The organism is Sphingosinicella terrae, assembly GCF_003347635.1.
Classification (GTDB): Bacteria; Pseudomonadota; Alphaproteobacteria; order Sphingomonadales; family Sphingomonadaceae; genus Allosphingosinicella; species Allosphingosinicella terrae.
Map to the genome: position 1 here is coordinate 354773 of NZ_QDFY01000003.1, position 23553 is coordinate 378325.

General features: G+C 69.2%; 21 protein-coding genes. 6 read left to right on the forward strand and 15 right to left on the reverse strand.

All coding sequences use genetic code 11. From position 1 onward, the window contains the following. The first annotated feature begins 7 nt into the window (after window positions 1–7). Together DDE10_RS09990 and DDE10_RS09995 are read left to right on the forward strand one after the other, a co-directional pair. Window positions 8–1180, forward strand: coding sequence for a YcaO-like family protein (locus DDE10_RS09990; protein WP_114952605.1), 1173 nt, complete (start codon window positions 8–10; stop codon window positions 1178–1180). Continuing rightward, window positions 1177–1914, forward strand: a complete 738-nt coding sequence (locus tag DDE10_RS09995; protein WP_114952606.1) for a TfuA-like protein — start codon at window positions 1177–1179, stop codon at window positions 1912–1914. Before DDE10_RS09990 ends, DDE10_RS09995 begins: the two co-directional genes overlap by 4 nt. On the opposite strand, the gene DDE10_RS10000 is transcribed toward DDE10_RS09995, so the two are convergent. After that, window positions 1856–3499 (reverse strand): winged helix-turn-helix domain-containing protein, encoded by a 1644-nt coding sequence (locus DDE10_RS10000; protein WP_114952607.1) that lies wholly within the window; start codon window positions 3497–3499, stop codon window positions 1856–1858. The two genes, DDE10_RS09995 and DDE10_RS10000, sit on opposite strands and share 59 nt — an antisense overlap. A gap of 332 nt (window positions 3500–3831) precedes the next feature. Between DDE10_RS10000 and DDE10_RS10005 the strand changes: the two genes are divergently transcribed. Next, window positions 3832–4461, forward strand: coding sequence for a GNAT family N-acetyltransferase (locus tag DDE10_RS10005; protein ID WP_284734561.1), 630 nt, complete (start codon window positions 3832–3834; stop codon window positions 4459–4461). 251 nt (window positions 4462–4712) lie between these two features. Here the strand turns inward: DDE10_RS10005 and DDE10_RS10010 are convergent, their stop codons facing one another. After that, a complete protein-coding gene (locus DDE10_RS10010; protein ID WP_114952608.1) occupies window positions 4713–5177 on the reverse strand; it encodes a YaiI/YqxD family protein in 465 nt (154 codons plus the stop codon). Between the two features lie 143 nt (window positions 5178–5320). On the opposite strand from DDE10_RS10010, the gene DDE10_RS10015 reads away from it, so the two are divergent. Next, window positions 5321–6394, forward strand: a complete 1074-nt coding sequence (locus DDE10_RS10015; protein WP_162806529.1) for a GNAT family N-acetyltransferase — start codon at window positions 5321–5323, stop codon at window positions 6392–6394. Further along, window positions 6391–7503, forward strand: a complete 1113-nt coding sequence (locus DDE10_RS10020; protein ID WP_114952610.1) for a hypothetical protein — start codon at window positions 6391–6393, stop codon at window positions 7501–7503. Before DDE10_RS10015 ends, DDE10_RS10020 begins: the two co-directional genes overlap by 4 nt. Here the strand turns inward: DDE10_RS10020 and DDE10_RS10025 are convergent. From DDE10_RS10025 to DDE10_RS10040, 4 genes are all read right to left on the reverse strand, one after another. Then, entirely contained in the window at window positions 7481–8362 is an 882-nt protein-coding gene (locus DDE10_RS10025; protein WP_284734562.1) for a GNAT family N-acetyltransferase, read from the reverse strand. The genes DDE10_RS10020 and DDE10_RS10025 overlap by 23 nt on opposite strands. Before the next feature lie 13 nt (window positions 8363–8375). Next, entirely contained in the window at window positions 8376–9395 is a 1020-nt protein-coding gene (locus tag DDE10_RS10030; protein ID WP_114952612.1) for a polysaccharide deacetylase family protein, read from the reverse strand. 57 nt (window positions 9396–9452) lie between these two features. Further along, window positions 9453–11090 carry an MFS transporter gene (locus DDE10_RS10035; RefSeq protein ID WP_349356537.1) on the reverse strand — a complete coding sequence of 546 codons (1638 nt, stop codon included), beginning with the start codon at window positions 11088–11090 and terminating at the stop codon, window positions 9453–9455. Window positions 11091–11325: 235 nt separating this feature from the next. Then, complete coding sequence (locus DDE10_RS10040) at window positions 11326–11619, reverse strand: hypothetical protein (RefSeq protein ID WP_114952614.1); 294 nt, start codon at window positions 11617–11619, stop codon at window positions 11326–11328. 152 nt (window positions 11620–11771) lie between these two features. Between DDE10_RS10040 and wecB the strand changes: the two genes are divergently transcribed. Next, window positions 11772–12872 (forward strand): non-hydrolyzing UDP-N-acetylglucosamine 2-epimerase, encoded by a 1101-nt coding sequence (gene wecB, locus DDE10_RS10045; RefSeq protein ID WP_114952615.1) that lies wholly within the window; start codon window positions 11772–11774, stop codon window positions 12870–12872. Here the strand turns inward: wecB and DDE10_RS10050 are convergent, their stop codons facing one another. The 9 genes from DDE10_RS10050 to DDE10_RS10095 all read right to left on the reverse strand — a co-directional run bounded on the left by DDE10_RS10050 (window position 12873) and on the right by DDE10_RS10095 (window position 23509). Beyond that, entirely contained in the window at window positions 12873–13652 is a 780-nt protein-coding gene (locus DDE10_RS10050; protein WP_162806530.1) for a hypothetical protein, read from the reverse strand. Between the two features lie 105 nt (window positions 13653–13757). Beyond that, window positions 13758–14795, reverse strand: coding sequence for a Gfo/Idh/MocA family protein (locus tag DDE10_RS10055; protein ID WP_114952617.1), 1038 nt, complete (start codon window positions 14793–14795; stop codon window positions 13758–13760). After that, a complete protein-coding gene (locus DDE10_RS10060) occupies window positions 14792–15817 on the reverse strand; it encodes an MDR/zinc-dependent alcohol dehydrogenase-like family protein (protein WP_284734563.1) in 1026 nt (341 codons plus the stop codon). The genes DDE10_RS10055 and DDE10_RS10060 overlap by 4 nt, the downstream gene beginning before the upstream one ends. Further along, window positions 15814–17949, reverse strand: a complete 2136-nt coding sequence (locus tag DDE10_RS24000; protein ID WP_349356538.1) for a bifunctional glycosyltransferase/UDP-glucuronate decarboxylase — start codon at window positions 17947–17949, stop codon at window positions 15814–15816. Before DDE10_RS24000 ends, DDE10_RS10060 begins: the two co-directional genes overlap by 4 nt. Beyond that, window positions 17946–19085, reverse strand: coding sequence for a CgeB family protein (locus DDE10_RS10075; RefSeq protein WP_114952618.1), 1140 nt, complete (start codon window positions 19083–19085; stop codon window positions 17946–17948). Before DDE10_RS10075 ends, DDE10_RS24000 begins: the two co-directional genes overlap by 4 nt. Beyond that, window positions 19082–20191 (reverse strand): CgeB family protein, encoded by a 1110-nt coding sequence (locus tag DDE10_RS10080; RefSeq protein WP_114952619.1) that lies wholly within the window; start codon window positions 20189–20191, stop codon window positions 19082–19084. The genes DDE10_RS10075 and DDE10_RS10080 overlap by 4 nt, the downstream gene beginning before the upstream one ends. Then, window positions 20188–21309, reverse strand: coding sequence for a glycosyltransferase family 4 protein (locus DDE10_RS10085; RefSeq protein ID WP_114952620.1), 1122 nt, complete (start codon window positions 21307–21309; stop codon window positions 20188–20190). Before DDE10_RS10085 ends, DDE10_RS10080 begins: the two co-directional genes overlap by 4 nt. Beyond that, on the reverse strand, window positions 21306–22397 hold the full coding sequence (locus DDE10_RS10090) for an SDR family NAD(P)-dependent oxidoreductase (RefSeq protein WP_114952621.1): 1092 nt from the start codon (window positions 22395–22397) through the stop codon (window positions 21306–21308). The genes DDE10_RS10085 and DDE10_RS10090 overlap by 4 nt, the downstream gene beginning before the upstream one ends. Further along, entirely contained in the window at window positions 22394–23509 is a 1116-nt protein-coding gene (locus DDE10_RS10095) for an NAD-dependent epimerase/dehydratase family protein (RefSeq protein ID WP_114952695.1), read from the reverse strand. The genes DDE10_RS10090 and DDE10_RS10095 overlap by 4 nt, the downstream gene beginning before the upstream one ends. Between the last annotated feature and the right edge of the window lie 44 nt (window positions 23510–23553).

A 23553-nucleotide genomic window follows, 5' to 3' on the forward strand; every position in this document is an offset into this window, starting at 1 on the left:
CCGAACGATGACGGACAGGTCCGAGGCGGCGCGGCCGCTCGGCCCGGCCGACCCTTTGCGCGTCGCGAGCGCGCGGGATCTGCTGCCCAGCGCCGGGCGCGCCGGTGGCTGGGCGGGCGTGTCCCGTTTGGCGGAGCTGACGCGGCTGGACAGGCTCGGATTGCCGGTCTGGCAGGCGGTGCGGCCGATGGGGCGCGCACTCAGCGTCCATCAGGGCAAGGGCGCGACGGACGACGACGCCCGGCTGGGCGCCCTGCTCGAGGCCGTCGAGAGTCACGCGGCCGAAAGCTACCAGGCGGAGGGGCCGATCTGCCGGCTCCACGAACTGCCGGCGCGGGAGCGCGCCGCCGATATCGGCGACTTCGCCGCCGACCGGAACCGGCCGCCGCCCGCCGACCAGCCGCATCGCTGGGTCGCCGCCCGCGACCTTCGGTCCGGAGGCACGCTCCATCTGCCGTTCGATCTCGTCTCGCTCGATCTCACCCGCGCGGTGCCGTCTCCGTTCGACCGGGCCAGCAACGGGATCGGCGCGGGCGGGAGCGTCGAGGAGGCGGCGACGGTCGCCCTCCAGGAGCTGATCGAGCGCGACGCCGTGACGGAATGGCAGGCGCAGGGGCTGGTGCCCCGGATGCGCTCGACGATCGATCCCGAGACCATCACCTACGGCTGGTTCGGAGCCTGGCGCCAGCGGCTCTCCGACGCGGCGGTGGCTGCCCGCTTCTATCGCGTGCCGTCCCTCACCGGCGCGCCGGTCGTCGTGTGCGAGCTCGGCGATCTCGGCAAGAGCGCCGCCGCCCTTCGGACGGCGAACGGCCGCGCCTGCCATCCCGATCCCGAGATCGCCCTGTTCAAGGCCCTGGCGGAGGCGATGCAGGGCCGCGCCACCTACATTGCCGGCTCCCGCGACGATCTGCTGCCGTCAGACTATCAAGTACCGGCGGGCGAAGGCATCAGGGTCGCCTTCGGGCTGCCGCCGCCGCCAGGCATGGCGCTTGTGGACTGGGCGGAGACGCGGCCGGGTCCGCGCGGGCTGGAGGGAATCGTCGGCGCGCTGACCGCCGCCGGCTGCGATCGGATCGCTCTTGTCGAGCTTGCCCGGCCGGAGGGCCTTGCGGTCGTCCGCGCCTTCGTCTGCGGTCTCGCCTCTATCCGGCGGCGGCGGCGGACGGTGGGCCGATGACGCTCATTCCTGTCTTTTGCGGTCCGTCCCTGCCTCCGGAGGCGCGGCCGCGGGGGCCGTTCGACTGGCGGCCGCCTGCCCGGGCCGGCGATCTGCTCGCGCTCGCCGCCGCGCCACCTGATCGGCTCTGCCTCATCGACGGCTATTTCGACTGGTGCCCGGCCCCCTGGCACAAGGAGCTGCTCCTGCTGATGGCGCGCGGCACCATCGTCCTGGGGGCGTCGAGCATGGGCGCCCTGCGGGCGGCTGAGCTTCACGCCTACGGGATGATCGGCGTCGGCGCGATCTTTCGCGCCTATCGCACTGGGAGACTGTCTGGCGATGACGAAGTCGCCCTGATCCATGCGCCGGCCGAGCTGGGATGGGCGCCGCTATCCTTGCCCTCCGTCGAGCTTCGAGCGACCCTCGTTGCCGCCTGCCGCGCCGGGCTGATCCGCGCCGAGCATGCCCGGACGCTGCGCGAGCGGGCGAGGCGGATCCACTACGAGGATCGCGACTGGCCGGCGGTCGAGCGGGCCTGGCTGGAGCTCGGAATCCTGGATCGCGCGGCGATCGCCCTGATCCGGACCTTGTACGTGCCGCTGAAGCGGCAAGATGCGCTCGCGTGCCTCGAGACGGTCCTCGATCCCGTGCTTCAGCCGCCGGTGCGGCCCACCCGGCCTCCGGTCACCTGCTTCATGCGTGACCTGGCGGGCGAGCTCGGACTGGATCCTGCAATGCTGGGGTCGCGCTGATCCATTCGAGCGCACGCTCGATCGCCCCGAAGAAGCCGGCGCTGGTATCCGGATGGAGGGGGTGGTGGCGCTGGATCCACGCCATGATGTCGGCATTGCTGGGGCTGGACTCACCGTGCCAACACCTTTCCACCCGGTCCCGCCAGCGGCGCAGGCGCGGCTCGCCGCCGGGGATGACGAGATTCACCTCGCAGACGCCGAGATACAGATCGGCGAAGATCGTGCCGGCGAGCACAGCCTCCAGATCGGCATGCGCTCGCTCATAATCCCCCTCGATCATCCGCAACCGTCCCGAATCCTCGCGCAGGCCGTCACCGGGAATCGGATTGAGGGCCGCCGCCTGGTCCATGAGATCGCGGGCGCGGGCGAGGTCGCCAAGATACATCCAGCCGGTCGCGCATTCCTCGAGCCTGACGGGATTATAGGGGTTCAGCGCGAGGGCTTGCTCGAAGCAGTGCCGGGCCTGACCGCGCTGATCGTGCCAGAGGTGGCAGAAGCCCAGGACGGTGAAGGCGTGGACATTGCCGCGGTCTGCGGCGAGACCGTCCTTGGCGAGCTGCAGTGCCCGCGCCCGCTCGGCGGCGCCGCTCGATCCCAGCGCGGTATAGGCGAAGTCGGTATTGTAGAGCCGGGCCAGCGGCGGATAGGCGAGCGCGAAGCCCGGCCGGTCAGCGATGACCACCTCGAGCGCGTCGGCCGCCGCCCGGGCCTCGTCGAAGGTCTGCGCGGCGAAGGACCGACGCTTGGCCATCAGGTAGCGATTGTAGACGTCGTCGGGCTCGTGCGGGAGGCCGACGGAAAGATCCTCGTCGACGGCGGGCAGCGCCGCGCCGGCGATGCGGCGCACGATCTTCTCGACTCCCCCGGCCATGCCGATCGCGGCGAGCGACATGGTCTCGCCCCACAGGATCCGTGAGTCGCTCAGCCGGCGCGCGCGGGCGATCACCTTGATCCCGTCGCCCTCTGGCAGCAAAGTCGCCGTCAGCTGGTATCCGGGCTCGTCGGCATGGGCCCGAGCCGCCTGGTCCTCGGGCCGGTCGTCGGCGACGAGCAGGATCTCGCGGAAGCGGGCGAGACCGGACAGGACCTCTTCGCGAAGCTCGGCGGCGAAATAGGGATGATGCTCGCGCACCGCTTCGTCGCGGAATTCGGAGACGAGGACCAGGGGAGGGCGTCCTTCCGTCAGTGGCATGGCGGCGCCCGCCGTCGGCCGGGACGAAGCCCGTCCGGCTCCGAAGCCGGGCGCGGCCTGCGGGGCTTCACGCAGAGGCGCGATGAACCGGTAACCGCGACCGTAGACGCTCTCGATGAAGCGCGGAGTTCGCGAATCGTCGCCGAGCGCGCGTCGCAGCTCACGGACGGCAGAAGTCAAAGATGCCTCGGTGACGATGGTGCCGTCCCATACGGAAGACAGCAGGGCGTCCTTGGTGACGAGGCGGCCGGCATCGTCGACCAGCGCCAGCAGGACTCGAAAAGCCTTGTTTCCCAGCTTCAGCGGACCCGCCGGACCGAGAACGCGCTCGTCCGCGCGATCCACGACGAACTGCTCGAAGGCGATCCTCTCGAGTGTGACAGAAGGGGGCATTCTGGACGGAGACTTTCGCTGTGACTCGCGCGTGGCGGCCGATTCTAGCACATGCTGCGGCGCAATACGACGCTGTGCCTGCCATTTTTGGCAGTTTTTCGCCAGTGATTCTGAAAGAATTCTGATTCAGAATCGTTTCAGGCGCCCCTCAGGATGAACCGGGACATTCGGCGTAGACCGACACTGCAACGGCAACACCGCCGTCACATCGGAGCTTGCGTGGATATGGTTCTCAATCGTCTCATCGTGTGGGCAGCGCCGCTGATGACGTTCGGCGCCTTCGTCTACACCCTTGCCGTCCTGACGGCCGGTGCCGGCCTCCCGATCGCCGCATGACGATCATGCAGAACATCCAGCGTGAGCTTTCAGGCCTGTTCGTGGACCGCAAGCGGTCCGACCGCTCGGCCATCCAGACGGTGAACTTCCGTCGCGTCGAGACGGAACGTCTCATCCTCCGTGTTCCCGAAATGGGCGATTACCGCGACTATTGCGCTCTGCTCGCCGACCCCGAGGCGTTCCGCTTTTCCGAACGGGGGCCGATGAGCGGTGAGGAAGTGTGGACGAGGCTGCTCCGCCAGGTGGGCCATTGGTCGCTTGCCGGCTACGGCCTGTTCGCCGTCCAGGAGAAAGCCACGGGCTGCATCGTCGGCGAGGTCGGATTCGGTGATTTTCGCCGTGGACTGGGACCGCGGTTCGACAGTGCCCCGGAGGGTGGCTGGACGATCGCCGCCGGCGCACGCGGCCACGGCTATGCGACCGAGGCCGCCGAAGCGGCGCTGGCCTGGCTCGATGTTCGGCTCGGCTCGCGCCGGACGGTGTGCATGATCCACACGCAGAACAAGGCGTCGCTTCGCGTCGCGCACAAGCTTGGTTTCCGGGCTTTTTCGGAGATCGATTATCGCGGTTACCGTGCCATGCTGCTTGAGCGGCACGGGGGGAACGGGGAGGCGTCCACGGACTGAGCGGGCGAGGGTGAGGGCTTGCCCGCCTGGTTCACACGGACGCTTCCTCGGCCTTCCGGCCGGGATGCAGGATCGATCATCCGAAAGGCGCCCCCGCCCCATGTCGGGAGGGGGAATGGTGGGGGGAATGTGGTGAGTCACGCGCCACGCTCCCTCCGCCGGGTCCTGCCCTCCCCCGGCCGGGGGAGGGCGTTTCTCGCAGGTGGCTTGCCAGCCTTCCCCTCCCCGCTCGCGGGGAGGGGAAATCCGCGTCAGGCGCCCGGCCGCCGCTTCATCCTGATCAGAGCCTCGTCCAGCGCCGACAGGAAGCGCGACCGGTCGGATTTCGAGAAAGGCGGCGGGCCGCCGATGATATCGCCGCCGGCCCGAAGATCGGCCATGATCGCCCGCGTGGCTACGGCCGCGCCGATAGAGCTCGTCGTGAACGGCCGCCCGTTCGGCGCCAGCACCGTCGCGCCGGCCTTGATCGCGCGATCGGCGAGCAGGATGTCCGCGGTCACGACGATGGTGGCGTCACTGGCCCGCTCCGCGATCCAGTCGTCGGCCGCGTCGAAACCCGAGCCGACGACGATGCGCTCGACCAATGGGTGCTGCGGCACGCGCAGATAGTCGTTGCTGACGACCGTCACCGGCACCTCGTGCCGAAACGCGACCTTGTAGACCTCCTCCTTCACCGGACAGGCATCGGCATCGATCATGATTCGGTATGGGCTCATCCTCTTCGCATTGGCCCAGGGGGCGATGCATCCACAAGCCTGCCGCGGTCGCCTGCATTCGCCCCAGTCCCGACCGCGTTGAAGCGTCCTTAACCCGCACCGGCCTAGACGAGTCGCGTTACGCGTCGCGTGAAGGATGGCAGTTGCCGCATAGGGAAACCTTGCTTGCCGACGGCTCGGTCGTGGCCGGGCTGGAGATCGGCGCGGCGGACCTGCTCGACCGGCTGGCCGCATCGGCCGCGCCCGGACGCGCCTTCCTGCGCGCGGCATGGTTCGCGGCGGCGGCGGGCGATCGGCCGCTGGTCACGCTGGCCGGGCGCTCAGCCGCGGGAGCGCCGTTCGCGGCGATCCCGCTCGTTTCCCGCCGGATCGGCCCGCTGTCGCTGCGGGAGCTTGCGGGCAGCTACTGGCCGTATCGCAGCTTCCCGCTCGCGGACGAAGCCGGCGTCACCGAGCTCGTGTCGATCCTGTCCTCGCCGGCGGCGCGTTCGGCCCTGGGCCATGCCTGGCGGATGGGACCGGTCCATTCAGACGATCCCGCGCTGCAGCGCGTCGCCACTGCGGCCCGGCAGGTGGGATGGATAGAGCTGAGACGATCCCTCGGCACCTGTTTCGTCGTCGATCTCGGCGCGATGCGGGCGGCGGGCCCGTGGCCGAGCACGAAGACGATGCGCAAGAATCGCTGGCTCGAGCGCCGGCTCGCGGAGATGGGTCCGCTCGAATTCCGGTCCGTGACCGGCAGTGGCTGGAGCCCTGAGAATCTCGCTCTTTTCGCTCAGGTCGAGCGAGAGAGCTGGGTGGCCCGCGAGGCGGATGCGCGCGATACGAAGTTCCTCGCCGATCGCAGCCGCAGGCTGTGGGAAGCCGTGATCCGGGACCCGGCCCTACGCGAGATGCTGGTGGGTTCGCTGCTCCTTGTCGGAGGAGAGCCGGCCGCCTTCACCTTCGGCCTGCGGTGCGGCGACCGGCTCCATGTCATCGCCAACAGCTATAGCGAGCGATTCCGCGAAGGCAGTCCGGGGCGGATACTTCTCTATCGGGAGTTTCAAGCCGCCGCGGACGCGGGAGCGGTCACGATCGACTGGGGAGCGGGCGATCCCGGCTACAAGAGCGAGATGGGTGCCCGGCCCGGGCCGGAGATCGTCGATTGCCTGTTCGTCCGCAGCCGCGCCGCCGCTGCGATCGCGCGCCCGCTCTGGTGCAGGGGTAGCCGGTGACGGCCGTGCCGCAGGCGACGGCGGCGAGCGCCCCGCGCCGGTTCGCGCACGCCGCCGCGACATGGCTTTCGGCGCCGGCCGGCCGTCGGGTGGGGTTGGCGGCGGTCGCGGCGCTTGCCGGTCAGGTCATCTTCGCTGCCTATGAAGTCTTCGGCCTCGGCCTTCCCTTGGTCAGGGAGTCTGCGGCGGCCTTCGCGCCGCATCAGCTCGCGCAAACGCTCTTCATCCTCGTCTTGGCCGTCTGGCTGGTCGATTCGCTTGTCCGGGCCCGGGCGCAGGACAGTCTGCTCGATCGGAGCAGCGCCGGATCGGTCTCGCTGACGGTGGGAGCCGCCGCGATCGCCGCAGGCCTTGTTTCCACCTGCCTCTTTCTGGCCGATCGGGACGCCTTCCATCTCGGCGCCCAGGAGGATCGGCCGCTGGAATGGGCTTCGGCATTGCTGCTGTTGGTTGCCGCGGCCGGGATCGGTTTCGCGGTTCGTCGATATCGCCTGCGCCCGGTCGTCGCGGCGGCCGGTGCATTGATCCTGCTCGCGCTGGTGCTCATCGCCATGGAGGAGATCAGCTGGGGACAGAGGCTGCTCGGCTTCGCCACGCCCGACGCGCTGGCGGAGGTCAACTGGCAGGCCGAATTCAACCTGCACAACGTCCAGACCGATCTTTCCGAAACCGTCTATTATGTCGGCGCGATCGGCTTTCTCGCGCTCGCGCCGCTGCTTCGCGACCTGCTGCCGCTCGCCGCCACCCGCCACCCGCTGCTGGCTCTCGTCCCCGGCCGGGGCACGGCCCTCGCTGCGGCACCGGCGGTGTGGATGAATTACGGCCATTGGAACCTCTATTCGGTCCAGCTGGCGACCTGGCTTGCCCTCGCCGCCTACGCCGCCTGGGCGGCGGCAGCGTGGAAGCGCGGGCACCGCGGCGAGGCCGCGGCATTCCTGGCCGCAGCCGCGGCCGCGATCATCGGACAGGCGTTGTTCCTGGCCTTCGGCCGGTCGATGATCGACGTCCCCGACGTCACCGAATATAAGGAATTCTTCATCGCGCTGGCCTTCGCCGTCTATGCGGCGTCGGTCGTCCGTTCTCCGGTCAGCGGCGCAACCGCCGCCTGAGCGCATCGCCGCCCCACGCTGCGAAAAGGTGCTTGGCGGTCGCCACGCCTCGATCGAACAGGTTGAGGGCGTGACCCAAGGCGAGATTGGTCGGATTGCGCCTGAGCAGCAGCAGGTCGACGCAATCGAGGCTGTCCGTCGCGAACTGCCGCTTGTGCTGGCCGTCGCCCTCGGTGAAATCGAACAGACGGAAGCGGTGTTCGTCCATGAGCAGCCGCATCGCCTCGAGCTGGAGTACCGTGCCGGGGGAAAAGGCCGCGAAACCGGGATCGTAGCCGAGATGGGCGTAGATCAGCGTCTCTCCCTCGGCAGGGGCGTAGAGGTAGCTGACCGGCCGCCGGTCGACGAACAGCAGCCAGGCGCGGACCTGGTCGCGGCGGGCCAGAGACTGCATCTCCGCCACGGCGGCCTCGCCGTCCGGCAATCCGGCTCCCAGACGGCGTTCCTGGTAGGTGAGGGCTGACAGGGCTCGCGCCTGCCGATGGAATTCCTCCAATTCGTCGGGACGGCGATAGACGCGGAGGTCGAGCGATCCGCCCGATTGCTCCGCGAGCTTGCGCAGCTTGCGCTTCAAAGTCGATCGACTCTTGGCCGAGAAGCCGGCGAGGTAGGTGTCGAAGTCGAGGTCGAGCCGCGCGTAGCTGCGGACATAGGCCTGCCGGACGAAGAGGGCGAGATCGCCCGGCGCGGACATCGCATCGGCGTGGACGGCCGGCACGCCGGTGACGAGATAGCCGTCTGCCTCCGGCGAGAGGCACGGCAGCGCCGGCGGCATGCCGTCCAGGGCTTCATCGAGCCGCACCCTGCGCCGGACGAGCCGGCGCCGAAGCGTCCATAAGGTGCGCGTGCCGACGCGCAAGGGCAGGGCCGTGTCAGAGGCCGGCATAAGCCAGGTAGGAAAGCGCCGCTACCGGCGGCGGTGCAAGCAGGGCGGCGGCGGCGATCGCTGGCTTCTCGTAGCGGGCATGGCCCCAGGCCTGCTCGACATAGCGGGCGACCGTGCGCAGCGGTCGGGCCGGAAGCGGCGCGGACGGGAGATGCGGGCAGTCTATGCCGAGCGTGTCGAAGCGGACGGTGTCGAAGCGTGTTCGATTCCGGTCGAGGAAGGCGCAGAGACGGTCGAAACGCCGCCGGATGACGACGTTGGGCCGCCGGCCGTCGCGACTGGCAAGCTCGAAGCTGTGGCCGACGATCGTGACCAGGGGGTGAGCGTTGTCGGCGGCATGAAGGAGGGCTGCCTCCATCTCGTTCCGGGACAGTGCGCAGATCTGGAACGGGCGCAATCCGCCGTCGCGGCGCCGGATTTGGGTGACCGGGACTTCCGTCACGCCGTCAGTCGCCAGCGGATCGATGAGCGAAGGATCGAGCGGCAGCGCGCTCGGCCAGGGATGGTCGGCGCCGCAATGACTGCTGTCATAGACGAAGCCGAGCTCGTGGAGCGCGGCCAGGGTGTCGGCATTGGCGGCAAAGCTGCCGGATCGAAAGGCGATCGGCCGTGGTGCCCCCGCCTCCATCAGCAAGTCGCGGCCGAGCGCGATCAGCCTGGCCTGTTCCGTCCTGTCGAACTGCGTCAGCTCGAAACGCGCCGCTTCGCCGCGGCCGGCCGAGAGATCGTGCCAGAAGCTGTGCAGGTGCAGCTGCACCTCCTGACCGGCGGCGAGGATCGGCTCGATCATTCGCCGAACCGGCTCGAGACCGTAGACCATGGCGGGCATCGGATCGACGAAGAAGCAGGCCTTGAGCCGATGCTTGGCCAACTGCTCGAGCTGATAGGAAATGCCGACGCCCGCCGGTTCGCAGCTCAGCGCGAAATTGGGCCGCCAGTCCTCGCCCGGCACATGATGCCGCCAGGTGAGCTCGGTGTCGACCGTGAGGATGACGCGCGTCGTCATGCCCCGGCTCTATGCGAGGGAAATGAAGATAGGGCTAAGCCGCCGCCCCTTTCCTCTTCATCCGAACATCCGGGGGTCGGTCAGCGGCGTATCGAGGTCGCCGCGCACCGGTACCTTGGGTTTGGGCAGCCAGTCTGTCGGTCGTTCGATCATCCGCCGGACGTGCGGCGGTTCGGGGCCGATGTGGAGCTCGCGTGCTCGGCCGGTCGCCGCCAGCTCCGCCTCGGTGATGCGATTGTTGTGCCGGATGTACTCGACCCAGTTGGGAACCTGAAAGCGCTCGATCCACAATTGGGGATCGGCCACGTCGCGCAGCAGCGTCCAGCGCCGCGCTCCGCTCCGCCGGCGAATGAGCCGGCGCTCGCGCATGGCCTGCAGGAATTCGGGAATATCCTCCTCGCGGATCAGAAACTCCACGGCGACGACGACCGGGCCGCTGCGTGGCTGGATATCGATCGCGGTATCGGGCGGGCGCCATTCCGGCCGGGGATCGAGATCGACCGCGCCCGCGTCGGGGAGGGGCAGCCGGAAGCCGATTGCGGCGCAGACGATGAGGGAAAGCGACGCGGCGATCAGCGCGGTCGGGACGTCTTGCGCGTCGGCGACGGACCCCCACGTCCAGGCGCCGCCGGCCATGCCGCCGAACGCCGCCATCTGATAGAGCGACAGCGCCCGCGCCACCACCCAGCGCGGGGAGTTGAGCTGCACCGTGACGTTGAAAGTCGACAAGGCGAGCACCCAGGCGGCGCCGGCGAAGAAGAGGGCGCCCATGGTCGGGACGAGGTCGCGGCTCGCGGCCGCGGCGAGGGCACCGGCGGCGAAGGCAAGGCAGGACCAGCGCACGATCCGCTCGGTGGTCAGCGCCAGCCGGAGCCGCGCGCTGAGAAGAGCGCCGGCGACGGCGCCGCCGCCGAAGGCGCCGAGCAGCAGGCCGAACGTGAGCGGCCCGCCGCCGACGAGGTCGCGCGCAATGAGCGGCATCAGGGCGCTGACGGCGCTGGCACCGAAGCCGAAGACGAGGCTCCGTCCGAGCACGAGGCCGATCGCCGGCGACATCGCGGCATAGCGGATGCCGGCGACGATCGCGACGCCCATCCGCTCGCGCGGCAGCCTCCGCTCGTGGCGGACGGGGCGCCAGCGGAGCAGGACGGCGAGGAGCCCGATATAGCTGACCGCGTTGACGAGGAACGCGATCACGGCCCCCGCCGCGGCGACGATGGCGCCGCCGATGGCGGGACCGAGGCTGCGGGCGATGTTGAAGCCCATGCTGTTGAGCGCGATCGCCGACGGCAGGTCCTCGCGCGACACCATGTCGCCGACCGAAGCCTGCCAGGCCGGCCCGTTCATGGCCGCGCCGCAGCCGATCAGGAAGGTGAAGAGGAGCAGCAGCCAGGGCGTGATCCACCCGAGCCATGTGGCGGCGGCAAGCCCCACCGAGACGAGGAGCATGAAGGACTGGGCGAACAGCATCATCCGCCGCCGATCGAAATTGTCCGCGGCAGCTCCCGAGAAGAGCGAGAGGAGCATGATCGGCAGAGTCACCGACGTACTGACCAGTGCCACCATGTCCGCGGACCCCGAGATGGAGGTCATCATCCAGGCGGCGCCGACCGACTGGATCATCCCGCCGAAATTGGAGGCGAGACTGGCGATCCAGATCGCTCGGAAGACCGGATGCCGCAACGGGGAGAGCATGCTTGCGGAGCTCGGTGGAGGCGGCGTTTCCCGGTTCATCTCGCGGCTTCGGCCGGAGCGGCGGCCCGGCCTCGCGGCATGATCCGGCGCCGATCGGTCCTCGTCAATCTGTGCTCCTGCTTTCGTCACGGTCCGGCAACCGAACCACTCGCCCGTGGTTCCCTTACTGGCCCGTCCCGGGCGCCGCCGCCAGCCCCGGCCGGCGGGGAGGTCAGAACGGATCCTGCCGACGGGCTCAGACCTGCCGGACGATCCTCGCGAAGCGAGGATCATCGCGGACAAAGCCCATTCGCGGCGATTGCGCGAGATAGCCGGAGACGTCGACCTCGCGCGCCTCGTCCAGCGTCAGGAACAGCCACTCGCCGCTATGGCCATCGGTGCTGTCGCTGCATTCCCAGGCGAGCAGCATCGTCCGGCCGTGCCGATCGAAGCCGACCGCATGCGGCTCCACGACCAGGCTGTGATCGCCATAATAGATTTCGAGGCGGCAACCTCGCTCGATCGCATCGCAGGCGCTTTGCAGATGCACGGCCCGCTCTCCCCGGTTCCTTTTTCTGAACCTACAGGGAGTCGGGCGGTGGCGGAATATGCGGCAATTGCGGTGGGCCCGGCGGCCGCGACCGCATTGAGGCATGCTTAACCCCTTCGGGACTAAGGCGGCGCGACCAGCGGAGCTCGCCCTTGTCCGTCCAGAACGTCCACCTGATTGCCGCCGCGCGCCCCAATTTCATGAAGGTGGCGCCGCTGTGGCATGCCCTTGCCGCCGCCGCCGATTTCCGGCCGGTGCTCATCCATACCGGCCAGCATTACGACGCGAACATGTCGGCCGACATCCTCGCCGACCTCGGCCTTTCCGAGCCCGACTTCCATCTCGGCATCGGGTCGGGCAGCCATGCAGAGCAGACCGGCAAGGTCATGATCGCCTATGGCGAAGTGGCGTCGGCACATCGCCCGGACTGGCTCGTCGTCGTCGGCGACGTCAACTCGACCCTCGCCTGCGCCATCACCGGCGTGAAGCTGGGCATCCCCACCGTCCACCTCGAAGCGGGCCTGCGCTCGCGCGACCGATCGATGCCGGAGGAGATCAACCGCATCGCCACCGATGCGGTCGCCGACATCCTGTGGACGCCGTCGCCGGACGCGGACACCAATCTCGCCGCTGAAGGGGTCCCGGCCGATCGCGTCACGCGCGTCGGCAACATCATGCTCGACAGCTTCGAGATGAAGCGCCCGGCGATCGAAGCGGCGGCGGTGCCGCAGAGCCTGGGCTGCAACGGGCGCGGCTATGGCGTCGTCACGCTTCATCGGCCGGTCAATGTCGACGATCCCGCGCAGCTCGGGCGGCTCGTCGACTGCCTGGCAGAGCTCCATGCCGAACTGCCGTTGGTCTTCCCGGTCCATCCCCGCACGGCGGCACGCCTGGAGGCGGCCGGTCTCGACCGACGGCTTGCCGCCGCAGGCCTGCGCCTGCTCGAACCGCTGCCTTATATACGCTTCATGAGCCTCGTTTCCGGAGCACGCGCCGTCGTCACCGACAGCGGCGGCATCCAGGAGGAGACGACCTATCTCGGCATTCCCTGTCTTACCCTCCGGGAGTCGACGGAGCGTCCGATCACCATCCAGCAGGGGACCAATCGGCTGGCGACGCCCGACGACGTGGTCGACCTGCTGCGCGCGGCGCTCGCGAGCGGCGGCCATGGAGAGGCCCCGGCCCGCCCGGAATATTGGGATGGACGCACGGCAGAGCGCTGCGTCGAGGATCTGCGGCGGCGAACCCGCTGATCAGCAGCCGCCCGGGAAGCGGGAATCGCCGACGACCGTATAGCTCTCGCCACGCCGCACGTAGCGTTCGGTGAACGTCTCGGATCCGCCATAGTCGATCTCGAAGCTGCGATCCCGCACGGGCCGGACGATCCGACCCTGGAGTTCGCTGGGCGCGGACCCGTCGACGATGGCCCCCGCATTGCTGAAGCCCAGCGGCACCTGCCCGCGCAGCCGAGGGCCGGCCGGATCCAATTCGACCAGATTGGCCCAGCTGCAGGTGATGCCCTGTCCGGTGAACCCGCCTTCGTTGACGAGGACCGGATGGGCGGCGAGATCGCGCCTCACCGTCCAGCCGGTCGTGGCGTTGCCGAAGGAGGAGCCGGGCACCAGGCCTGGCCAGCGGCCGACCACCGCCAGGCCGCCCTCGGAGGTGCGGCGCAGATAATGGATGCCCAGCGCTCCGCTGCAGGCATGGCAATCGTCGACATTGTCGGCGCGGGTGATGAGGACGAGCAAGTCGCCAAGCGGCTCGATCGCTTCGGCGCTGACCCGGTAACGATTTTCCCCGACCGTCGCCTCGGCCGTGTCTGGGGCACCATAGACCGTGCGGAAAGCCTCGGCGATCGGCGGCGCCGCTGCGGATGGCGGTTCGGCCGGCGGCGGCAGGGCCGGGCCGGGACCCTGCGCCTGCGGGCCGCGCGCGGCTTCTCGCGCGCCGTTCTGCCGCCACACCAGCAGGCTGGCCCCGATCAGCACGATCAGCAGGGCGACGACAAGGAGCCATCGGGAGTTCGGCATCTTCGCCATGCCTTCGATCTACCGGAGCGCCGGAGGGGTGTCATCCGCCCACCCGGCGAATAGCCCTGTTGCCGCTCGGCAGCCGGCCGGCCGCGCTTCGCGCGATCAGGACCTTTCCAGGGCCGGCGTGCCTATGGGCGCCGTCTCGGTCGGCGGGGCCGCGGTCCGGCCATAGATCCGGTCGAGTACCCACGCCGTTTCGGCAAGCCCGCGCGTCGTCGCCTCGAAACGTTCGCCGCGAGCCAGCCGGCGCGCCCAATGCTCGGCGGCGCGGCCGCCCCAGGCGTCGGGCGGCGACACCAGCCTTTCGCTGGCGGCGCCGCGGAATCGGTCGGCCGTGAAGTCGTAGAAGGAGCCGCCGACATTGTGCAGGGCGGCGCCCCCGTCGGTACCGTAGAGCTCGGCGCCGATCACCGCGTCGCAGCCGACCTGCAGGCACCAGGAGCAGGCGATGCGGACGGTGACGTCGCCGGCGAGGTCGAGCGTCACCACGGCATGATCCTCGACCTGCCCTGCCCGGATCGGCCTACCCTTGTGGGACAGGCGAGAGGAGACTTTGACGACCTCCGGAAAATCCAGCAGCCACAGGGCCAGATCGACGAGGTGGACGCCCAGGTCCATGACGCAGCCGCCGCCGGACAAAGCGGGGTCGTAGAACCACGCTTTGTCCGGCCCATAGCCATTGTGGAAAGTGAAGTCGGCGGCGAAGACCCGGCCGAGCGCGCCCGACTTGGCGAGGTCCCTGATGCGCTGCATCGCCTCGGTGAAGCGATAGGAGAGGTCGACTCCGAGCAGCCGGTCGGCGTTCCGGGCAGACTCGATCACCGCCTCGACCTCGGCGGCGGTGCGGCCGAGAGGCTTCTGGCAGAAGACCGCCGCGCCGGCGTCGAGCGCCTGCACCGATTGGGCGGCATGGAGCGCGCTGGGCGTCGCGATCACCACGCCGTCCGGCGCCAAAGCGAGCATCGCCTCGAGCGACGGCACGAGCTCGGCGGCCGGGGCGAGCCGCTGCGCCGCGGCGGCGGCAGCGGGATCGGAGTCGGCGATGGCCACGGCCTCGACGGCGCCGCTTGCCAGCATCGCCTCCATGCGATGCCGCCCGATCCAGCCGACGCCGAGAAAGCCGATGCGCGGACGGCTCATCCCGGCGTCACCACCGCCTTGAGGAAGCCGTCGGGACGATCGCGGGTCGCGTCGAGCGCTTCGCCCAGCCTTTCCAGCGGATATTGGTGGGTGAGCAAAGGCGTGAGGTCCAGCCTTCCGCTCGCCACCATCGCCACCGCTTCCTCGACGCCGCGCCGGGCGACGCCGGGGTCGCGCTCGTGCGCATTGATCACGTCGAAGCCGCGCCAGTTCCACAATTGCATGTTCACCTGGCGCGGCCCATCCTGGTGATAGCCGGCGACGATCAGCCGACCGCCCTCTGCAGTGAGTTCGGCGGCGAGATCGAGCGGCCATTGCTTGCCCACCGCCTCGATCACCCTCTCGCAGAAACGGCCGCCGGTCATCGACCGCACCTGCTCGATGATCGCGTGATGGTCCTCGAGCGGGATCGTCTCGGCCGCGCCCATCCGTCGGGCAAGCTCGAGCGAGAAGGCGCGGCGGGAGATGGCGATCACCCGCGCCCCAGCCTCGTTGGCGAGCCGCGTGAGAATCGCGCCGAGGAAGCCGATGCCGACGATCGCGACCGTCTGTCCGGGTTCGATGGCGGAGCGGCGGAAGATGTTCATCGCGCAGCCGAGCGGCTCGCCCGGGAAGGGCAGGCCGTCGAGCTCGGCGGGCAGGCGGACGACGGCGTCGGCATCGGCGAGGTCATATTCGGCATAACTCGCGAAGGACAAGGCGGCCACCCGGTCCCCGACGGAGAGGGTGTCGACGCCGTCGCCGAGGGCGTCGATCGCGCCCCATCCTTCGTGCCCGAGCGCGCCGGGATCGGTCGGGAAACGCATCCATTCCGGACCGGCCCAGGGGGTGAGATTGGACGCGCACACGCCGCACCCTTCCAGCCTGATGCGGACCTGCCCGGGTCCGGGCTCGGGAATCGGCGCGCTCTCGATGCTGAACAGCCCGGGCCCGGTGATCACCGCGGCCCGCATGCTGGCCGGCGCCGCGGCTTCGTTCGGAGCCCGCGTCTCGGGCGCTTCGGCAACCAGTCCGTCGCTCATTCGGCCGCCGCCACCAGCGCCGTGGCCCGTTCGTTGCCGTCTTCCGCGGCTATGCGCCGACGCGAGGGATCGACTTCCTCGTCCGCGAACCAGGCGGTGGTCGCCTCCAGTCCTTCCTGAAGCTCGATCCGCGGCTGCCAGCCGAGCAGTTCCTCCGCGCGCGAGATATCGGGCTTGCGACGGCGCGGATCGTCCTCCGGGAGCGGCCTTTGGACGATCCGCGAAGCCGACCCGGTGAGCGCCAGCACCCGTCGGACGAGATCGATGACGGTGAGCTCGTTAGGATTGCCCAGGTTCACGGGAAAGCCGACGGCAAGGTCGCTCTGCATCAGCCGGAGCAGGCCGTCGACGAGATCGCTGACGTAGCAGAAGCTGCGCGTCTGGCTGCCGTCGCCATAGACGGTGATGTCCTCCCCGGCGAGCGCCTGGCAGATGACATTGGAAACGACGCGGCCGTCGTCGGGACGCATGCGCGGGCCGTAGGTGTTGAAGATCCGGGCAACCCGCACGTCGCATCGGCCGGAGCGCAGATAGTCGAAGGCCAGGGTCTCGGCGGCGCGCTTGCCTTCGTCATAGCAGGCTCGCGGCCCGGTGCAGCTCACCCATCCGCGATAGCTTTCCGGCTGGGGATGCACTTCCGGATCGCCATAGACCTCGCTGGTCGAGGTGAGCAGCAGGCGGGCGCCGGACCGCTCGGCCAGCCTCAGCATGTTGCGCGTGCCGAGGACGTTGGTCAGCATCGTGTGCTCGGGATCCGCCTGGTAGTGGGGCGGCGAGGCCGCGCAGGCGAGATGGAAGACGTGGCTGAACCTTTGGCCGTTCTCGACCCGATAGGGCAGCCGGTCGATGACGTCGCTCTCGATGACATGGAACCGGCTTTCACTCTCAAGGTGCCGCAGATTCGCCCGCCGGCCGGTCAGGAAGCTGTCGAGGCAGACGACGTGGTCGCCGTCGGCGAGGAGGGCTTCGCAGAGATGGGATCCGATGAACCCCGCGCCGCCGGTGACGAGGATCGTCCTCGCCCTGTCCCTCTTCATCATCTTTTCCCTTTCCGGACTTTTCCTGGTTCCAGACCGCGCCGCTGCTTCCGAAAGATGCCGTTCGAGCTCGTTCGCCCGTTGCGAGGCGCTGTGCGAGGCGAGGATCCTCGCCCGGGCGGCGCGGCCGATCGAGCGTGCCTCGCCGTCGGGGGTGCGCGCCAGGCGGCTGGTGACCTCCTCGCTCGTATCGGCGAGGATGATCTCCCGATCCGGCTCCAGCAGCTCGCCGATGCCATCCCAGCGATCGGAGATGACCGGAATCGCGCAGGCGGCCGCTTCGAACAGGCGCACCGAGGGCGACCATCCGGCGGCGATCATGTCGGCGCGGGTGACGTTCAGGGTGAACCGGGAGGCGCCGTAGAAAGCGGCATGGTCCGCCGGTGCGACATGGTCGATCCGCTCGACGTTGGACGGCCAGTCGATGCCGTCGGGATATTGCGGACCGGCGACGACGAAGCGCAGGTGCGGCAGCTTGCGCGCCGGCTCGATCAGCAGTCGCTCCAGCGTCGGCTGGCGGTCGTCGCTATAGGTGCCGAGATAGGAGAGGTCCCAACGCTTCGGTACGACCAGCGCAGGATAGGCATCCGGATCGACGCAGCAATGAAGCGCCCGCGCCGCAGGGGAGCCATGGTCCCGCTCGAGCCGCGCCAATGTCGGGCCACCGGTGAAGGAGAGATAGAGATCGTAGCCGGCGATGAGGTCCGGCGAGAGATATTCGAAATCGCCGCGGGCGAGCTTCGCCAGGGTGACCGGCGTATCGATGTCGTAGAAGGCGGTGACGCCGCGCGCGATCCTCTGCACCCGCCGTCCGACCTCGACCCCTTCCGGGACGTAGGACCCGACGATCACCGCGTCGGCGGTCTCGATCTCCCCCCTCCACCGATCGAGGTCGTCGATCGACTGGTAATATTCGAGACGGCAGAAGGCCGGCTGCGCCAGATCGCGCTGGGCGCGATACCAGGGGACGTCCCGCTCCAGGAAAAGGATGTCGTGGCCGCGCGCGGCGAAAGCCTTGAGCAGCGACCGGTAGGTCGTGGCATGGCCGTTGCCCCACGAGGAGGACAGGCTCAGTCCGAGGACGACAAGCTTCATGCGAGGCTCCGCTCCTTCTCTGCCGGCGTCGCCGGCCCGCCGGAAATCGGGCCGCTCCTCTCTCGCCGATCCATCTTCGCCTTCAGGATCTCGTCCACCTGCGCACCGCGATGCGCATAGCTGTGCTCGCGGCGGATCCGGTCGAGCGCGGCGACTCCGATCGCCCGCGCCCGCTCGGGCGTGAGGCTGCGCAAATGATCGGCGACGTCGGCGCCATCGCGCGCGACGAGGACCTCCTCGCCCGGCTTGAGGAACAGTTCGATCCCCTCCCAGGCGTCGGTGATCAGGCAGGCGCCGGCCCCGGCCGCCTCGAACACCCGGGTCGCCGGGGAGAAGCCGACATTCGCCATGCTGTCGCGGGCGACGTTGAGGACCGCCAGCGGGGTGCAGTTGAAGGCATTGTGCTCGTGCGTGTAGACGTGGCCGAGATGGCGGACATTGTCCGGCATCGGCTTGGTTTCCCAGCCGTTGCCGCCGATCAGGAAGCGCCGCTCCGGCAGTCTCGCCGCGGCCCCGAGGAAGAATTCCTCCACCCGCGCCTCGCGGTCCGGAAGCCGATTGCCCAGGAAGGAAAGGTCGGCCGCGAAGCGCGGATCGTGCGGGGCCGGATGGTGCGTGCTCGGGTCCAGCGCATTGTAGACGGGCACGCATTCGGCGGCGCCAAAGCCGCGATAGGCATGGATCACCGGCGGGCCGCCGCCATAGGTCAGCACCAGGTCCAGCGACGGCAGTGCCCGCCGGACCGGATGATCCGCATCCGAACGCATCTCGTCGAGCGTCGCGGCGGCATCGACGTCCCAGAACAGGCGCAGGGCGTCCGGCCGGCTGTGCGCGACGATCCCTTCGAGCAGCTCGGCGTCGTAGACGCCGACGCCGCTCGCCTTGACGACGATGTCCGCGCGCGCCGCCTCGGCGAGCACGCGCCGAAGGCCCGAAGAGTCGGCCTCCCAGACGACCACCTTCGCCCATTCCGGCGGATCGATGTCGCGGTGCTGCTGGCGATCGAACGCGTCCGGTTCGTAGAAGGTGATGTCGTAGCCGCGGCTGGCGAGATCGCGCAGCAGGCCGCGATAATAGGTCGCCGCTCCGTTCCAGTAGGAGGAGAGAAGGCTGGATCCGTAGAAGGCGATCTTCATGCGACGCTCCTGAGGTGAGGGGCGCGAAGCTTCGCCGCGATGGCGAGCAGCTCGTCGGCGCGATGGGCGCAGCTGTGACGGGCGCGGATGGTCTCGAGCCCGTGCTGCGAAAGGCTGCGCCGAAGCTCGGCGTCCGATGCGAGCGAGCGCAAATGCGCCGTCATCTCGGCCTCGTCGCTGCCGACGAGATAGTCCGTGCCCGGGCGGAACAAGTGCTCGCAATCGATCCAGGGAGCACTCACCAGCGGGATCCCGCAGGCGAGCGTCTCGAACACCCGGATGGTCGGGATCCCCGGGAGCAAGGTGGCGTAGAAGCGCCGCGGGACATGGACGGTGGCGAGGTGGCGCGCGAACACTTCGGGTGCCTTCGCGTTGGGCAGCCAGCCATGATAGCGCGCGCCGTATCGCCGCAGCGTCCGCTTGGCCGCATCGGAATAGCGGACACCGTAAATGTCGAGCGGCAGGCCGGCGGTCTCCGCGGGACGGAACAGATAGTCTTCGAGCTCGGTAGTGCGCTCGCCGTCGCCCCAATTGCCGATCCAGACGATCCCCGAACGCTGCGTCGGCTCTTCCGGCGGGTGGAAGAGGCGGGTGTCGGCGGCTTCGTGCCACACGTACACGTCGTCGCCCCATCCCATGTCCCGATAGACCTGTGCGAGCGTATCGCCAAAGGCGAGGATGCCGTCATAAGCGGGCAGGTTGCAGCCCTTGAGCTCGTGCGGCGCCGAAACCGCGCGGTGATGGGTGTCGTGAAACAAGGCGATGAAGCCGCCACCGCGCTGCCGGATCCGGCCGATCCGGGCGACCAGATCGGGGTCGTTCCATTCGTGAACGATCACGAGGTCGGCGCCGTCGACCAGCGCTTCGAGGTCGGCGCCAGCCGCATAGGTTTGCGAGCTCAGCTCGGGATAGGCGCGCTGCCAGGCCGCGAGGCCCGCTTCGCCATGATCCTCGAGGAGATTGGCCAGGCTCCATGCGCCTTCGGGTTCGTAGGCGACGACATCGTGGCCGCGGACGATCAGCTCGCGAAGGACGCCACGGAGGAAATGCGCGTTGCCGTGATTCCAGCAGGAGCGCAGCGAATGGGTGAAGTAGACGATCTTCACGCCGCCGCCCTCGCTTCCTGCTTGGGGTCGGGCACCGGCTCCGCGGGGAGAACGCTCCGGTAGAGCCGCGCCATCTGCGCCGCCATCGCGTCGGGCGTGTAGCGGGCCGCCCGGGCCTTGGCGGCGCGGCCGCGAACCGCGCGCTGGAAATCGTCGCCGGCGAGATCGGCGATAGCCCGGGCGAAGCCCTCGGCATCCGTGGCCGGGACGTAGATGGCGGCGTCGCCCCAGATTTCGCGAAACGTGGGAATATCCGAAAGGACGAGCGGACATCCGGCGGCTGCAGCTTCCAGCACCGCGAGGCCGAACGGCTCGTACAAGGCGGCGCTGACGAAGACCGGCCGCGCCGCGAGCCAGCGCCCGATGGCCGCGTCGTCGATGCTCCCGAGGCAGTGGAGGTGCTCGAAGGCGACGCGCGTTCCGTTCGGACCCTCGGTCGGTCCTGCCGCGTGAATGGGGATGGCGATCCTTGCCGCAGCCGCGTCGAGCGTGGCGAGATTCTTGCCGTCGTCCCACAGCCGGCCCGCCGTGAAGGCGAAATCATGGGGAGCCGCCTGGCCAAGCTTGAGCGGTGTCCGGCCGTTGAGGACAGTGACCGGCGCTCTGTCGAGCGCGTAGCAGCGGCGCACCAGCTCGCCGAAGGCGGCGGTCGGCGTCGCCACCGCGGCAGCTGCCTCGAGGCCTGCAGCGACCCGCTCCGTCCGCCAGACGAAGTCGGCGGGCAGCCGAGTGCCGCGCACGCACTGCCACCAGGTCGCGACGCAGCTGTGGACGACGGCGACGAGGGGCATGTCGAACGTCGCTTCGGCGGCGAGAGCCGGCGCATTGAGCTGGACCAGATCGACATCGAGCCTTGCCGCGATGGACGCTACCCTTCGGCCCGCTTCGGCGACTTCGGCCGCGCTCTCGGCGAGCCAATCGAGCGGGAGCCCGGTGTCGATCAGCTGCGCGCCCGCTTGCCGCGCCGCCGCCATCTGGGCCGCCGAAGGGGAGGGGCCCATCGACGCGATGACCGTGTCGACGTCTACGCGCGACAGGCCGCAGGCGAGATCGAGCGCGTAGGTCCAGACGCCGCCGACGGCATCCGCGGTGACGAGAACCCGCATCCGTCGGCTCATGCCCGTGCCTCCGCGGCGAGTGCGGGGCTCCCGACTGCCTCCGCCCGTGCCGGGGCGCGCTCCGCCTGCAGCCAGGCGGCAAGCCGGGCGACGCCTTCGCGCCACGGCACCGCCGGCGCCAGGCCGAGCGTTGCACGGGCGGCCCGCGTATCGGCGACGAAGTAGCGCTGGTCGCCGGCGCGCCAGTCTTCCCGTTCGACCGTCACGGCGCGGCCGATCAGCGTCTCGATATGGGCGATGAGCTGACGCAGCGAGACCGCGTTCGCCGGGCCGCCGCCGAGGTTGAAGGCGCGGCCGCCGGCGCGGTCGATCTGCCGCCAGGCGGCGAGATAGGTCTCGACCGCATTCGACACGTCGAGGATGTCGCGTACCTGGAAGCCGTCCCCGTAGAGCGTGATCGGCCGATCCTCGATCGCCCGGATCAGGAAATGGGCGACCCAGCCCTGATCCTCCGTCCCCATCTGTCGATGTCCGTAGATGCAGCTCATCCGGATCACCGCCGCGGGCAGCCCGTAGCTGCGCGCATAATCCAGCACATATTGATCGGCCGCGCCCTTGGAGCAGCCATAGGGCGTGTGGAAATCGAGCGGCCGGCGCTCGTCGATGCCGCGCCCCCGCACCTCCGGATCGACCGGTACATAGCGGTCGCCTTTCAGCCGGAGCTCGACATCGCCGAGATCGCCATAGACCTTGTTGGTGGAGGCGAAGACGACGGGCACGGGCTCGGCGCGGAGACGAAGCGCGTCGAGCAGGTTGAGCGTGCCCTGAAGATTGATCGTGAAATCCTCGCGCGGGTCGGACAGGCTGGTCGTGACCGCGACTTGCGCCGCCATGTGGAAAGCCGCCTTCACCTCGCGGGCGGCCTGGCGGAGCCGGTCTTCATCGCGGATGTCGGCGACGACAGGCGAGATGAGGGCGCCGTGGCGCTCCCTCAGCCAGTCGAGATTGCGCTCGACACCGGGCCGGACGAGCGAATCGTAGACGATCACCTCATGGCCGGACGCCGCCAGCGCGTCGGCGATGTTGCAGCCGATGAAGCCGGCGCCGCCGGTGACCAGGACCGGACGACCATCGCCCCCCGCACTCATGCCACCAGCCCCCGGGCCTCGAGCTCCGCCCGTGCTTCTTCGACACGGTCGTCCGCCGTCTGCCGCGCCACCCATTCGGCCAGTTCGGCGAGCCCTTCGCGAAAGTCCGTGGCGGCGATGAAGCCGAGCCGGTCGCGGGCCTTGGCGCCGTCGCAAAAGCAATGCCGGATGTCGCCGATCCGGGACTTGCCGACAATCTCCGGCTCGACGTCTTCGCGGCCCATTGCCTGCGCCAGCTCGCGCGCCACCTCGGAGACGCTGCGATCGCGGCCGGACCCGATGTTGAACACCTCCCCGTCCGCTTCCGGAAGGAACAGGGCGTCGGCGAAGGCGCGGGCGACGTCGGAGACATGAACGAAGTCGCGGCGCTGCTCGCCGTCTTCGAAGATCATCGGCCGCTGCCCGTTGAGCAGCCGCGAGGCGAAGATTGCGAGGACGCCGGTATAGGGGTTGGAGAGCGCCTGGCCGGGTCCGTAGACGTTGAACAGCCGGAGGCAGGCGCCTTCCATCCCGTAGGCGCCGGTCATGATCAGCGTCTGGCGCTCCTGCGCATATTTGCCGAGGGCGTAGATCGAGGCGAGGCTCGGCCGTTTCCATTCGGGCGTCGGCACCGGACGCAAGGGGCGGCCCTGTCGGTCGAGCGGATCCCAGCCCTGGGCCTCGCTCGCGCGCGGCTGACGCTCGGCATCCTCGATCGCCTGGCCGTCGGCGTCGAGATACAGGCCTTCGCCATAGATGCTCATCGACGATGCGGTGACGACGCGCCGCACCGGCCGGCCGATCAGCTTTTCGAGCAGGACCGCAGTCCCCACCTCGTTCACCGAGGTGTAGCGCTCGACCGCATACATGGACTGGCCGACGCCTACCTCGGCAGCGAGGTGGACGACGGCGTCGACGCCCCTGAGCGCGAGCTCGACCATTTCGCCGTCGCGCACGTCGCCCCGGATCAGTTCGGCGTCCTCCGCCAAACCTTCGGGCTTCTCGCGATTTCCGTGAACCTGCTCGATCAGGCTGTCGAGGATGCGAACCTGGTGCCCGCGCCGCAGCAGCTCCGCGGTGACCGCGCGGCCTATGAATCCCGCCCCACCGGTGACCAGTATCTTTTCAGGCAAGACTTTCGCCTCCAAGCTAATCTATATCAATAATTCAGGACATT